The sequence below is a fragment of the Hyphomonas sp. genome (assembly GCF_041398385.1).
Taxonomy (GTDB): Bacteria; Pseudomonadota; Alphaproteobacteria; order Caulobacterales; family Hyphomonadaceae; genus Hyphomonas.
Genome location: NZ_JAWKUW010000004.1, coordinates 283,006 through 295,798, shown reverse-complemented (window position 1 = coordinate 295,798; position 12,793 = coordinate 283,006). Strand labels below are relative to the sequence as shown.

Genomic DNA, 12,793 nt, shown 5'->3' with positions numbered 1-12,793 from the left:
GCTGCAAGGACAATGATCTGGATATGACAGCCGAACCCGATACGGCCGATGGCGGCAAAAAGGCTGATAATCGTTTCGGCGGATTGATTTCGACAGCAGCGCGTCTCTATCCTGGCGTCGCCGTTTCGACAGTCTTCGGAATCGCCGCTTTTGCCATTTCAGTTCGCTATGGCGCACCGGGCATGCTGATCGCCCTGCTTGTGGGCCTGGCCGGACATTTCCTCTATGATTTCGACCGCATCCGCCCGGGTGTTGACTGGACGGCGCGCACGATCCTGCGCCTCGGTGTCGCGCTGCTTGGCCTGCGCATCGCTTTCGCTGACCTTATCGCCATCGGTATTGCGCCGATCATGGTGGTGCTGCTCGCCATGGTGATAACGATTGTCGGCGGGATCATCATTTCCCGAAGCCTTGGCCTCAGCCGGGAATTCGGTGCACTGAGCAGCGGCTCGGTCGCTGTGTGCGGCGTGTCGGCCGCTATCGCGATTTCTACCGTGTTGCCGAAGAAGCCCGAGTCGGAGCGGGATCTGGCTGTGGTCGTTGCAGGCGTCACGACGCTCAGCACGATCGCCATGATCATCTACCCGCTGGCCAATCTGGTCCTGCACCTCAGCGATCACGAAATGGGGATCGTCCTCGGCGGATCTATTCACGATGTCGCTCAGGTCGTCGGTGCGGGCTATTCGATTTCCCACGATGCGGGCGATACCGCGACCATCGTGAAGCTGATGCGCGTGTCTGCGCTTCTTCTGGTCGTTATCGGAATCTACAGCTGGATTGGCCGTCAGGATGCAACGGCGTCCGGCACCGCCGGCGGTGGCCGCGTTCAGTATCTGCCGACCTTCCTGATCGGATTTTTCGTGCTCGCCGCGATCAACAGCATGCACTGGGCGCCGCCCGCAGTCGTGAAGGCGGGCGTGACAACATCGCAGTGGCTGCTGCTCATTTCGATCGCCGCCATCGGGATCAAGACAAACCTCCGCAAGATCGCCGAAGTTGGCTGGAAGCCGGTGATCGCGCTTGTTGCTCAAACCCTGATCATGCTTGTTGTCGTGGTCCTGGGCGTATTCATGCTGCGCTGGATGGCCGGCTGAACCTGAATTTATAGGAGACTGGACGTGGCAGACGAAGGAACACGCAAGGAAGACGCATCGAATGCCCTGATCCCCAGTCGGCGCGCCATGTTGATGGGCACCGGTGCCGCGTTGTTTGCCGGTGCCGGAATTCCGGTGCCATTCCTCGACAAGCTGCCTCGAGGCATGCGCCTTCTGGCGGAAGCGCAGGAAGGCACCGGCGCCATGCCGGAAGGCAAGGAAGGGCTCACCATACTGGGCGATCGACCCATCAATATGGAAACGCCGCCGCACCTGCTGGACGATGACGTCACTCCCGCCAAGCACTTCTTCGTGCGCAATAATGGCCTGCCGCCGGATGTGGAAGGCGTGACGGATGAAACCTGGAAGCTGACCATCGACGGCGAAGTCGAGCGGCCGCTTGAGCTTTCGATTGCCGATCTGAAGCGCGACTTCGAGCCCGTCACGCTGCGCCTTTTTGTCGAGTGCGCGGGCAATGGCCGGAAATTCTACCGCCCCGCCGCCAGCGGCAACCAGTGGACGTTCGGTGGCGTCAGCTGCGCCGACTGGACGGGGGTGCGCCTGAAGGATGTGCTGGAGCGCGCAGGCGTCAAGAAGTCGGCGGTCTATACCGGCCACTACGGTGCCGACACCCATTTGTCCGGCGATCCCTCGAAGGAAGCAATCTCGCGCGGCGTGCCCATCGAGAAAGCGCTGGACCCGCACAGCATGATTGCCTGGTCCATGAATGGTGAGGATATTCCCTACCTCAACGGCTATCCGCTGCGCCTGATGATGCCGGGCTATCCCGGCTCTTGTTCGCAGAAATGGCTGACGCGCATCTGGATTCGCGACCAGGTTCATGACGGGCAGAAGATGCAGGGCCAGTCCTATCGCCTGCCGGCCTATCCGGTCGCGCCGGGAACGACAGTGCCGGACGAGGATATGAAAATCATCGAAGGCCTGCCGATCAAGTCGCTGATCACGTTCCCGCAGACGGGTACACGGAAGAAGCTGGGGGGGCCGATTACCGTGAGAGGCCACGCCTGGTGCGGCGAGGCAGATGTTGCAAAGGTCGACGTGTCGCTCGATTTCGGCGAGACTTGGACGCAAGCCGAACTCGCCCCGGCGCCCAACAGGTTTTCCTGGCGGCGCTTCACGGCCGCCATTACGCCGCCACAGCAGGGCTATTATGAAATCTGGGCGCGCGCGACCGACACGAACGGCAAGTCGCAGCCCGCGACGACGCCGGGCTGGAACCCGCACGGCTACAACAACAATATGCAGCACCGCATCGCGGTTTTTGTGATCTGATGCGCCGGCCGCCCCGATCCGTTCGGTTCGCGCCAGTGGTCCTGGGCTTTGGTCTGATGCTTGTCGCTGCGTGTGGCGGGCCGAAGAGGGCTGACGAGCCGAAAGACGATGGCCATGTCGCAGCCGCAGTGACGGCGATGGCCGATGCCTGGACCGGAGACATCCAGTTCGACACGGCATTCAACACGCTTGATCCTTCTCTTACCGCGGTCGCGAGCGGGACAGGCGTCGCGACCGCGTTCGATCCGAATGATGAATATTGGGGCCTTCCGCGCGATGAAGGCGTAGACTTCGTTGCGGCCTATTGTTCGGGCTGCCACAGCCTTCAGATCGTCATGCAGCAAAGCAAGGACGAAGCGCACTGGCACGAACTCATCGATTGGATGATCCATACGCAGGGTATGCCCGAGCCAGAGGCGGATGTGCGGGCCGAGATCGAAGGATATCTCGGGCGCAACTTCAACGGCCAGTCGCATTAAGCCGTCGCGGTTGAGACACAGCCGCGGGCAAATAAGTTGCGGCAGCATATTCAAAAAAGCAAAAAATATTGAACTGTGCTGCGAGGTGTGATTTGCGTTGGCGATCAGGCCGGCCGATGTTGTCAGGCGATGGGAACGCCGCGATGGTGCAGATCGCACTTCAGGGCATGGCCGGTGCCCGAAATTTCAATCTGTCAGAGGTTTGCTCCATGAAACATGTGTCGGTCTTCGTCCTGGCGGCTCTGCTTGGCGCCTGCGCTTCGCCGCCCGCAACAGCCCCCGAACTCGAAGCGGAAACCTTGATTGAGGCCGCTAGTCCGGAAGCGACAATTGAAGACCCGCACAAATGGCTCGAAGACGTGTACGCGCCTGAAGCCCTCGCATGGGTCGAGGCCCACAATGAAAAAGCCTTTGCGGCGCTGACAGAGTCGCCATTGTTCGCGGAACTTGACGCCGAGGCGCTCGCGATCCTGACCAACAAAGATCGCATTCCCGATCCATCGATGATCGGCGATGACATCTATAATTTCTGGCAGGACGATGTGCACGTCCGCGGTGTCTGGCGTCGCACGGATCCCGCATCGTTCAATTCGGGTAATCCGGAATGGGAAACCGTGCTGGACGTCGACGCGCTCTCTGAGGCGGAAGGCCAGAACTGGGTATATGAAGGCGCGCGCTGCTATGGCAAGCCGAGCGATCGCTGCATGGTCGAGCTGTCGCCGGGCGGCACAGATAGCAGCGTCTACCGGGAATTTTCCCTGACGACCAAATCGTTTGTTGAAAACGGGTTCGTCGTTCCGGAAGCCAAGTCCAATGTGTCATGGCTGGATGCGGACACGCTCATGGTCGGTACTGATTGGGGCGATGGGGCGATGACCCAGTCCGGCTATGCGCGGGACATCCGGATCTGGCATCGCGGGGAAGACCTCGCGGAAGCCAAATCGGTTTTTGAAGGAGCTGTGGAAGATACGCTCGTCGCCCCCTTCCTGACGCGCACCGGGGATGCTGATTTCCCCTTCATCCTGCGTCTCCACAGCGACTGGAACGTGAAAGATCTCTATCGGGTGATCAACGGCGAAGCGGTGCAGGTGGATGTGCCACAAAAATCCGACACGGCAGGGATCGTCGGCCAGGATCTGCTCCTCTCGCTTGAGCAGGATTGGGAGCGCGATGGTTTCAGCTTCAGGAGCGGCGACATTATTGCGGTACCCCTGAACGGCGGTGCAGCCAAACTCCTGTTCCGGCCGAAAGAGAACCAGGCGGTCCGCAGCACGGCGCTGACCGAGAAGGGCCTGCTGCTGAACCTGCTCGAAGACGTCAAGGGCAGGCTGGTCATGCTTGCGCCGGGTGAAGCCGGCTGGACTGCGCGCAGCCTGCCCGTGCCTGACAACAGCACCGTGAAGATCGTGGCCGCAAGCAACTCCAAGCCGGATGCCTATGTGACAATCGAGAGCTTTACCCAGCCCAACACGCTATATCTGCTGAGAGGCGGCGAGACGCTCGAAAAGGCGTTCAGCTTGCCAGAGCTCTATGACGCAAGTGATGTAAAAGTTGAACAGCGCTGGGCTACCAGCTCGGACGGCGTGCAGGTGCCGTATTTCCTTGTCGGCAAGGCATCGGTTCTGGCGGAAGGAAACGCCCCCGCGATCCTCTACGGGTATGGCGGTTTCACGTCATCGATGCTGCCGGTCTATTACGAAGATCCGGGCCGTCCGCAGCATGGCGCGCTGGCAGGGAAGATGTGGATTTCCCGCGGTGGCGTGCTGGCAATCTCGAACCTGCGCGGCGGTGGCGAGTTCGGACCCAACTGGCACCAGGCGGCGCTGCGCGAAAACCGGCAGAAGGCGTTTGACGATTACTATGCCATCGCCGAGGACATGATCGCTGCGGGCGTCACTTCCGCCGATCGCCTCGGGGCGCTGGGCCGATCGAATGGCGGCCTGCTGCTCGGTGTCGCGCTGACCCAGCGGCCTGACCTGTTCGCGGCATTCGACATCGGCGTGCCGCTGTTCGACATGATCGAGTTCACCCAGCTCGGCGCAGGCGCCAGCTGGATCGGCGAATATGGCGATCCGCGCGTGCCCGAAGACCGGGTCTTTATCGAGAAGTATTCGCCCTACCAGAACCTCGATCCCGATGCAGGCTATCCGACCGTGTTCTTCTACACTTCAACGCAGGACGACCGCGTCCACCCCGGCCACGCCCGCAAGGCGGCTGCGCGGCTCGAAGAATACGGGAAGGATGTGCTCTATTACGAGAATACGGAAGGCGGCCATGGCGGCACGGCAAATCAGGACCAACTCGCATACCGCACGGCGATGGAGTACGCCTATTTTATGCGGCAGCTGATGCCGGGCGTGACGGAGTAGGTACGTCAGATCAGGCGGGCGCGTTCCTTCGCGGCGAGGTCATACAGGAAGTCGCTGAGATGGCGGATGCGGACGAAGTCCTGCACATCCTCATGCGTCACCAGCCAGAAGGAGCGTGTGACCTGCACCTGTTCCGGCAGCACCACTTCGAGTTCCTCATGTGCGCCGGCAATAAATTTCGGCAGGATGCAGAGGCCGGAGCCTGAACGCGTCAGTTCCAGCTGCGCAAGGATGCTCGGGCTGCAGAGGCGCGGTGTGATGCCTGGCAGGATGTCGCCGAAATAGCGCAGCTGGGGCGAGTAGATGAGGTCGTCGACATAGCCGATCAGCGTGTGCTGTTCGAGGTCGCGCGGTTCGGTGATCGCGTCATGGTTCGCAAGGTAATTACGATGGGCGTAGAGCTGTAGTGTGTAATCCGTCAGTTTCCGCACCTTGAGACGACCGGCGCGGGGGCGCGTCAGCAGGATGGACATGTCGACCTCGCGCTTCGGCACGCTGAGAAAGCCGGACAGGGTGATGAGGTCAATCTCGATGGCGGGCCATGCGGAGGCGAAGCCTGACAGGGCTGGCGCGATGAATTGCGTGCCGAAGCCTTCGGTCACGCCGAGGCGGATCTTGCCGGCGAGCGTGCGGTCCTGCCCGGCGTGCGCCTGGATCCTCACGGCGACCGACTCCATGTCCTCAATCTGGCGCGCGAGGGCTTCGCCCTGATCGGTAAGGACGTGGCCACGCCTTGTCCGCTCGAACAGGGTCTGGCCGAGGTCGTGCTCCAGCCGCCGGATGCGCCTGCTGATCGTCGTCGCGTCCTGTTTCAGCACCGCTGAGGCCCGGTCGAGCCGGCTTGAGCGGCTGACGGTGAGGAAAATCCTGAGGTCGTCCCAGTTCATAACATAACCTGCAATAATGCAGGTGAAGCCTGCAAATATTTCCCTTTATACCGGAAATTCGCCGGATTAAAGTCCCGCGCAGACAAGGGAGAAGCTTCATGCGCGAAGTGCATCATTTTATCGGCGGCAAGACGGTTGCCGGCGCCTCCGGCCGGTTCGGCGACATCTACAATCCGAACACCGGCAAGGTGCAGGCAAAAGTGGCCCTCGCCACGGAGGCGGAGATGGACAAGGCAGTGGCCAATGCCGCCGCCGCTTTCCCGGCCTGGGCCGCAACCAACCCGCAGCGCCGCGCACGTGTGATGTTCGAGTTCAAGCGCCTCCTCGAAGCCAACATGCAGGAACTGGCCGAACTGCTCTCCTCCGAGCATGGCAAGGTGGTGGCCGACTCCAAGGGCGACGTTCAGCGGGGCATCGACGTGGTGGAGTTTGCCTGCGGCATCCCGCATCTTCAGAAGGGCGAGTATACCGAGGGCGCAGGCCCTGGCATCGACGTCTATTCCATGCGCCAGCCGCTGGGCGTGGTGGCCGGCATCACGCCGTTCAACTTTCCCGCCATGATCCCGTGCTGGATGGCAGCTGTGGCGATCGCCTGCGGTAATACGTTCATCCTGAAGCCGTCGGAGAAAGACCCGTCGGTGCCGATGCGCCTGGCTGAGCTACTTTTGGAAGCAGGCGCACCGGAAGGCGTGTTGAACGTGGTGAACGGTGACAAGGTGGCCGTGGACGCCATTCTGAAACATCCGGACATCAAGGCCGTCAGCTTCGTCGGCTCGTCCGACATTGCGCAATATGTCTACGCCACAGGTACGGCGCACGGAAAGCGCGTGCAGGCCATGGGCGGGGCGAAGAACCACGGCATCATCATGCCGGACTGCAACATGGAACAGGCCGTGAAGGACATCGTCGGCGCGGCCTATGGCTCGGCAGGCGAGCGTTGCATGGCGCTGCCAGTGGCCGTGACGGTCGGCAAGAAAACGGGCGACGAGTTTGTTGAGCGCATGATGGATGCCGCGCGCGACCTGCGTGTCGGCTTCTCAACCGATCCGGAAGCGCATTATGGCCCGGTTGTTTCCGCAGCGCACAAGGCGAAGGTGGAAAGCTACATCCAGATGGGTGTCGACGAGGGCGCGGACCTGAAGCTCGACGGCCGAGGCCTGACCATGCAGGGCGCCGAGGGCTTCTTCATCGGGCCGAGCCTGTTCGACCATGTGAAGCCGGGCATGAAATCCTATCAGGAAGAGATCTTCGGGCCCGTCCTGCAGGTCGTACGCGCCGAGTCGCTGGAAGAGGCAGCAGCGCTGCCCAGCAATCACCAGTACGGTAATGGCTGCGCGATCTTCACCTCGAATGGCCGCGCAGCGCGGGAATTTGCCGCGCAGGTGAATGTCGGCATGGTGGGCGTGAACGTGCCGATCCCGGTGCCGGTCTCCTATCACACGTTCGGCGGCTGGAAGCGCTCGGCCTTTGGCGATACGAACCAGCATGGGCCGGAGGGTGTGAAGTTCTGGACGAAGATCAAGACGATCACCCAGCGCTGGCCCGAAGGAGACATTGGCGATCAGGCCTTCATCATTCCGACGATGGGATAAATTTATGAGCTACGACACCATCACATTCGAGCATTCCAACCGCATTGCGCTGGTCACGATCAATCGGCCGGACAGCCTGAATGCGCTGAACCAGGAAGTCATGAGCGAAGTGGCGCATGTCTTCGGCGAGATCGACAGGAACAAGGACATTGCCGTTTCAATCCTCACCGGCGAAGGCCGCGCCTTCGCGGCGGGGGCGGACATCAAGGAGATGCAGCCGCAGACCTTCTCCGACATGTATATCGATGATTTCTTTGGGCTTTGGGACCGGTTCGCGGCTTGCCGCAAGCCGGTGATCGCGGCGGTCAACGGCTTCGCCCTCGGCGGCGGCTGTGAGCTGGCCATGATGTGCGACATGATCATCGCGTCGGAGAAGGCGAAGTTCGGCCAGCCGGAAATCAAGCTGGGTGTGACGCCCGGCATGGGTGGCTCTATCCGCCTGACCAAGGCTGTCGGCAAGGCCAAGGCCATGGATCTCGTGCTGACGGGGCGCATGATCGACGCCGCCGAGGCTGACCGGATTGGGCTCGTCTCCCGTGTTGTGCCGCATGAGCAGCTGATGGAAACTGCAATGACTGCAGCGAAAGAGATCGCGGGCTTTTCCATTCCGTCGCTGATGGCGGCGAAGGAAATGGTCGGCCGGGCGCTGGAACTTCCGACGACGGAAGGCGTGAAGTTCGAACGCCGCCTGTTCCAGGGCCTGTTCGGCACCGCCGACCAGAAGGAAGGCATGAGCGCGTTCGTTGAGAAGCGGGCCCCGGACTTCAAGGACAAGTAAGATGACCAAGATCGCTTTCATCGGGCTCGGCAACATGGGCTCGGGCATGTGCGCCAATCTCTGCAAGGCGGGACACGAGGTCCGCGCCTATGATCTCAGCGCCGAGGCTGTTGCAAAAGCAGCAGAACGCGGCGCGAAAGCCGCGGCAAGCCTGGCTGATGCGGTTGAAGGCGCAGAGGTCGTCATCTCGATGCTGCCGGCCGGCAAGCACGTTCTGGCGGTCTATTTCGGGCCGGGCGGCGTGGCGGATGCTGTCGCGCCGGGAACGCTGTTCATCGACTGCTCGACGATCGCCGTGGATGATGCGCGCACCGCTGCAGGTAAAGCAGATGAAGGTGGCTTCCTGATGGTCGATGCGCCCGTTTCGGGTGGCACGGCAGGTGCGGAAGCGGGCACGCTGACCTTCATGGTTGGCGGGCCGGATGCCGCCTTTGATAAGGCAAAGCCGCTGCTGGATATCATGGGCAAGAACGTCTTTCACGCGGGCGGCAGCGGCAATGGCCAGGCGGCGAAGATTGCCAACAACATGCTGCTCGGCATCTCGATGATCGGGACATGCGAGGCGTTCAATCTGGCCGAAAAACTGGGCCTCGACGCGCAGACGTTTTTCAACATTTCCTCAGTCTCTTCAGGGCAGTGCTGGAGCATGACCTCCTATTGCCCGGCCCCCGGTCCCGTGCCGACGGCGCCCTCCAACCGGGACTACAAGCCCGGCTTTGCGGTGGCGATGATGCACAAGGACCTGGCGCTGGCGATGGAAGCGGCGAAGGCATCAGGCGCGGCAGTGAAACTCGGTGAAATGGCTGAGCGGCTGTATGACGACCTGATTGCGCGCGGCCATGCCGATCTCGACTTTTCGGGTGTAATGAAAGACCTGAAAGGCGGCCTCTGAGGCTCCGGAAAATCCTACGGTAGGGCTACGGGAAGGCTCCGGCCAGCGCCTGAGAATTTTGGGCCCTGGCGCTTTTTCAGGCAGTGATCCGAATCGTATGCGGTTGCAGGCCGGGCATCTGCACGGAAATTGGCTCATGCGCGAGGAGGACGATCGCGCGCTGTCCGGCATGGGCCCAGTCCGCCAGATTGCGCGCGAGCCTTTCCGCAAGCGCGGGCTCAAGCCCCGCAAAGGGTTCGTCGAGGATGAGGATTTCCGGCCGGGCGAGAAGCGCGCGGGCGAGGCCGATGCGCCGCAGTTCTCCGCCGGAAAACGGCAGGTCGCCCTCACCGAAATGGATGCTGCGAAGCGATCCGCGCGCGGAGATAAATTCTACGGCGCAGGCGGTTTCGAGCGCCGCATTAATATCTTCCTCGGAGGCGTCGGGGGCTGCGAGCAGGAACTGGCCTTCGAGCGTTCCCGGCAGGAAGGCCGGGAATTGCGGGCTGAGGGCGATATGGTCCAGCGCGGAGGCAATCCGCACGTCGTCCGCGCTCGCGCCGGCATAAGTGAGCTTGCCGCCGGCCGTCGGGTGCAGGCGCATCAGGGTTTCGGCGAGCGTCGTCTTGCCGGACCCCGACGGGCCGATGATCTGGACCAGCGTGCCGGGTTCTATCCGGAAGGAGACGGGGCTTGTACGCGGCGCACGGGGAGCGGCACGCACCTGGAGACCGTCAGCGACAATCGGGAAGGCGGTGGTGAGGGGCTTTGCCGTTGAGGGCGAGGCTTCCCAGGGTGACTGGATGATGGCGAGACGCTGGGCGAGCCGCTGCGTGGCGGCGCGTGCTTTTGCGAACGCATCGAAGACCGAGACCATGGCGCCTGTGCTTTCGAACGCCGACATCAACGCAAGGGCGGCGCCGACCGCGATGGCGAGGCCAAGCGATGACGCATTGGCGATCCAGAGAACCGCCAGCGCCAGACCCATGCCGCAAAGGGCTGTGACTGCGCCCATGAGACGATAAGGGCGCTCGATGCCGTCATTGAGGTGGAGCTGGTCTTCAAGCCGCGTGCGGGCACTATCTGCCTGTTGGGGAAGGGCGCCGATCACGTCCAGTTCGACCGCATTTTCGATGAGGCGTGCGGTGTCCTCGCGTGCGGCGCGGGTTTGTGTGGCGAGACGTTCAGCCGCTGCCATGGAGCGGCGCGAGGCCGCCGAGGGCAGGTACCAGGCGACGGTAATGGCCAGCAGGAACGCGACCATGCCGAGCCAGGCATTTGCCGCGAGCGTGAAGCCGATGGCAATGGCGAGGCTGGCGGAGACCGCAGCAGCAGGCGCAAAGATCTTGAGGAAGCCGGCTTCGGCCGCGTCGACATCATCGATCAGTGAGCTGAGTTCATCGGCGGGCATGGGCGTCATGCCGCGCTGGGCTGCTGCACCGGAAACGAACAGGGCCGGGCGCAGCCGGGCGGACAGGCGCAGTGTTGCGTCATGGCCGACCAGTTGCTCGGCATAGCGGGCCAGCACACGGGAGAAGGCGGCGAGCCGCACGCCCGCGCTGGGATAGAGATGATTGTAGACGTATCCCGCCCCACCAAGGCCCGCGAGGGCGGCTGACGTCAGGAACCAGCCTGAGAGACCAAGCAGGATCGTGCCGGAGGCGCCCGCGAGGGCGGACAAGGCGAGGGCCAGGAGGAAACGACCCTGCGCGGGCCGGCCGAGCTTTTTCCAGAGATCGATCATCAGACGGTCGCCTCCACTTTGAAGGCAGTGACCTGGATCACCTGATCCGCCGCGGCGATGAGGGCGGGCGAATGACTTGCGACGAGCACGGTGTGCGTCTGGCTGAGTGCACGGATCTTCTGGATGAAGTCTTCCTCCGCATCCGGATCAAGATGGGCCGTCGGTTCGTCCATCAGCAGGATGGGTGACTTGCGCAGTAGCGCGCGAGCAAGCGCGATGCGCTGTCGCTGGCCTCCGGAAAGGCCGGCGCCGAACCGTGCCAGACGACGATCCAGCCCGCCATCGGCCTTTGCGGCGAAGGCGAGAACGCCCGCGCGTTCCGCGGCAGAAGCAATTTCATCGTCGGGCGCACCCGGCGCGGCGATGGCAATGTTGTCGCGGATCGTGCCTTCCATGAGCCATGGCGTCTGGCCGAGAAAGGCGACGCTGTCGGCGAGGCTGTCGCCAGCGCTCAGGGGCTTGCCGGCGACATCGACGGCGCCGCCGGACACCTGCGCGCGGCCGATCAGGCTGAGAAGGCAGGTCGACTTGCCGGAACCGGATGGGCCGGACAGGATTGTAAGCTTGCCGGGTGCGGCGGCGAACGAGACACCCGCGAGCACAGGCGCATGGCCGGGCCATCCGAGGCTGGCCTCCTGGAATGTGATCACAGGTGGAGACGGCCGCAGCGGCAGGCGGTGCACGGTCTGGGCATTGCCGCGCGAGAGCCAGCCGGACAGGATTTCGCCAGCAGCCGTGGCGTCGGCCCGGTCATGGTGGAGGCCGGGAAGCTTGCGGATCGGCGCGAAGAATTCAGGTGCGAGGATGAGCGCTGTCAGGCCCTGCGCGAGCGTTAGTGTTTCGCCTGTCTCGAAGGGAAAGACGCCGAGCAGCTTGAAGCCGACATAGACGGCGACGAGTGCAATCGAGATGGAGGAGAAGAATTCGAGTACCGCTGTCGAGAGGAAAGCGATGCGCAGGATCGACATGGTGCCTTCGCGCAGGTCTTCCGCGGCCTGCTTGAGGTAAGCGGTTTCGCGGCCGACAGCGCGGAAGGCGCGGATCAGGCCGGATTGCGCGGCGCGGGCCTGGAAGCTGCCGGCGAGATGATCGAGCGCGGCCTGCTGGGTGCGTGCGCGCGAGATGGTTTCTCCCGTGGTCAGCCAGAAGAACAGGGGCGTTACCGCGAGGCACAGGAAGAGCAGGAGCGCGGCGACCCATGACTGGCTGGCGATGGCGACAAGGATGACCAGCGGGCCGATGGCGGCGAGCCGCGTTCCGGGCAGCCAGCGGGCGGCATAGCCCCACAGCTTGCCCGTGCGGTCGACGATCTGGGCCGTGCGCGTGCCGGCATCTGCGCCAGCGAGCCAGCCTGCGCCCGACTCCGTCAGTGTGGAGAAGAGTTCCTGCCGGGCAGCAGACGTCATCGCGCGCCCGGCAGCGGCGGCGAAAGTGTCGGCAGCCCAGTTTGCGCCGGCCCTGACAAGGGCGCCGCTTGCGGCTATAAGAAGTCCGGTATTGTCTGGCGCGCCGAGCGAAGAAGCGCCGACGCTGTGGCCGATGCCCCAGGCGACGGCGATCCATCCGAGAAGGGCGGTGAGTTGAGCCATCAGCACGAGGCGTTGTGCGTCGCGGGCGTGCGCGTTCCAGCGCTGCAGCGATTGCTTCGCGGGCGAATCCGGATGGCGTTTCCTGGGCTCAGACATC

General features: G+C 63.0%; 10 protein-coding genes. 7 read left to right on the top strand and 3 right to left on the bottom strand.

Going from position 1 to position 12,793, the window contains the following annotated elements; translation table 11 throughout:
* Nucleotides 1–23 precede the first annotated feature (23 nt).
* The 4 genes from R3C13_RS10445 (at nt 24) to R3C13_RS10430 (ending at nt 5,235) form a co-directional block, all read left to right on the top strand.
* Nucleotides 24–1,094: a YeiH family protein gene (locus tag R3C13_RS10445; protein WP_371310760.1), complete on the top strand. Its 1,071-nt coding sequence runs from the start codon at nt 24–26 to the stop codon at nt 1,092–1,094.
* Between the two features lie 24 nt (nt 1,095–1,118).
* Nucleotides 1,119–2,387: a sulfite oxidase gene (locus R3C13_RS10440; protein WP_371310759.1), complete on the top strand. Its 1,269-nt coding sequence runs from the start codon at nt 1,119–1,121 to the stop codon at nt 2,385–2,387.
* A 56-nt stretch (nt 2,388–2,443) separates the two neighbouring features.
* Nucleotides 2,444–2,866 (top strand): hypothetical protein, encoded by a 423-nt coding sequence (locus tag R3C13_RS10435; RefSeq protein ID WP_371310758.1) that lies wholly within the window; start codon nt 2,444–2,446, stop codon nt 2,864–2,866.
* A 209-nt stretch (nt 2,867–3,075) separates the two neighbouring features.
* Nucleotides 3,076–5,235, top strand: coding sequence for a prolyl oligopeptidase family protein (locus R3C13_RS10430; RefSeq protein ID WP_371310757.1), 2,160 nt, complete (start codon nt 3,076–3,078; stop codon nt 5,233–5,235).
* 5 nt (nt 5,236–5,240) lie between these two features.
* Here R3C13_RS10430 and R3C13_RS10425 read toward each other — a convergent pair whose 3' ends face one another.
* The gene (locus tag R3C13_RS10425; RefSeq protein WP_371310756.1) at nt 5,241–6,122 is read right to left on the bottom strand and encodes a LysR family transcriptional regulator; all 882 of its coding nucleotides are present in this window, start codon (nt 6,120–6,122) and stop codon (nt 5,241–5,243) included.
* Nucleotides 6,123–6,220: 98 nt separating this feature from the next.
* Between R3C13_RS10425 and R3C13_RS10420 the strand changes: the two genes are divergently transcribed.
* The 3 genes from R3C13_RS10420 to mmsB are packed head-to-tail and all read left to right on the top strand — an operon-like array spanning nt 6,221 to nt 9,384.
* On the top strand, nt 6,221–7,714 hold the full coding sequence (locus R3C13_RS10420) for a CoA-acylating methylmalonate-semialdehyde dehydrogenase (RefSeq protein WP_371310755.1): 1,494 nt from the start codon (nt 6,221–6,223) through the stop codon (nt 7,712–7,714).
* Between the two features lie 4 nt (nt 7,715–7,718).
* On the top strand, nt 7,719–8,492 hold the full coding sequence (locus R3C13_RS10415; RefSeq protein ID WP_371310754.1) for an enoyl-CoA hydratase-related protein: 774 nt from the start codon (nt 7,719–7,721) through the stop codon (nt 8,490–8,492).
* A gap of 1 nt (nt 8,493) precedes the next feature.
* Complete coding sequence (mmsB, locus tag R3C13_RS10410; protein ID WP_371310753.1) at nt 8,494–9,384, top strand: 3-hydroxyisobutyrate dehydrogenase; 891 nt, start codon at nt 8,494–8,496, stop codon at nt 9,382–9,384.
* Nucleotides 9,385–9,460: 76 nt separating this feature from the next.
* Here the strand turns inward: mmsB and R3C13_RS10405 are convergent, their stop codons facing one another.
* Both R3C13_RS10405 and cydD read right to left on the bottom strand, forming a co-directional pair.
* Entirely contained in the window at nt 9,461–11,107 is a 1,647-nt protein-coding gene (locus R3C13_RS10405; protein WP_371310752.1) for an ATP-binding cassette domain-containing protein, read from the bottom strand.
* Nucleotides 11,107–12,792, bottom strand: a complete 1,686-nt coding sequence (cydD, locus tag R3C13_RS10400; protein WP_371310751.1) for a thiol reductant ABC exporter subunit CydD — start codon at nt 12,790–12,792, stop codon at nt 11,107–11,109. The genes R3C13_RS10405 and cydD overlap by 1 nt, the downstream gene beginning before the upstream one ends.
* Nucleotide 12,793: the final 1 nt, after the last annotated feature.

Excerpts from the sequence above, each read along its gene's own strand:
- R3C13_RS10425 (WP_371310756.1), bottom strand. The coding sequence starts at position 6,122 with ATGAACTGGGACGACCTCAGGATTTTCCTCACCGTCAGCCGCTCAAGC.
- R3C13_RS10435 (WP_371310758.1), top strand. The coding sequence starts at position 2,444 with ATGCTTGTCGCTGCGTGTGGCGGGCCGAAGAGGGCTGACGAGCCGAAA.
- R3C13_RS10445 (WP_371310760.1), top strand. The coding sequence starts at position 24 with ATGACAGCCGAACCCGATACGGCCGATGGCGGCAAAAAGGCTGATAAT.
- mmsB (WP_371310753.1), top strand. The coding sequence starts at position 8,494 with ATGACCAAGATCGCTTTCATCGGGCTCGGCAACATGGGCTCGGGCATG.
- R3C13_RS10415 (WP_371310754.1), top strand. The coding sequence starts at position 7,719 with ATGAGCTACGACACCATCACATTCGAGCATTCCAACCGCATTGCGCTG.
- R3C13_RS10405 (WP_371310752.1), bottom strand. The coding sequence starts at position 11,107 with ATGATCGATCTCTGGAAAAAGCTCGGCCGGCCCGCGCAGGGTCGTTTC.
- R3C13_RS10420 (WP_371310755.1), top strand. The coding sequence starts at position 6,221 with ATGCGCGAAGTGCATCATTTTATCGGCGGCAAGACGGTTGCCGGCGCC.
- cydD (WP_371310751.1), bottom strand. The coding sequence starts at position 12,792 with ATGTCTGAGCCCAGGAAACGCCATCCGGATTCGCCCGCGAAGCAATCG.
- R3C13_RS10430 (WP_371310757.1), top strand. The coding sequence starts at position 3,076 with ATGAAACATGTGTCGGTCTTCGTCCTGGCGGCTCTGCTTGGCGCCTGC.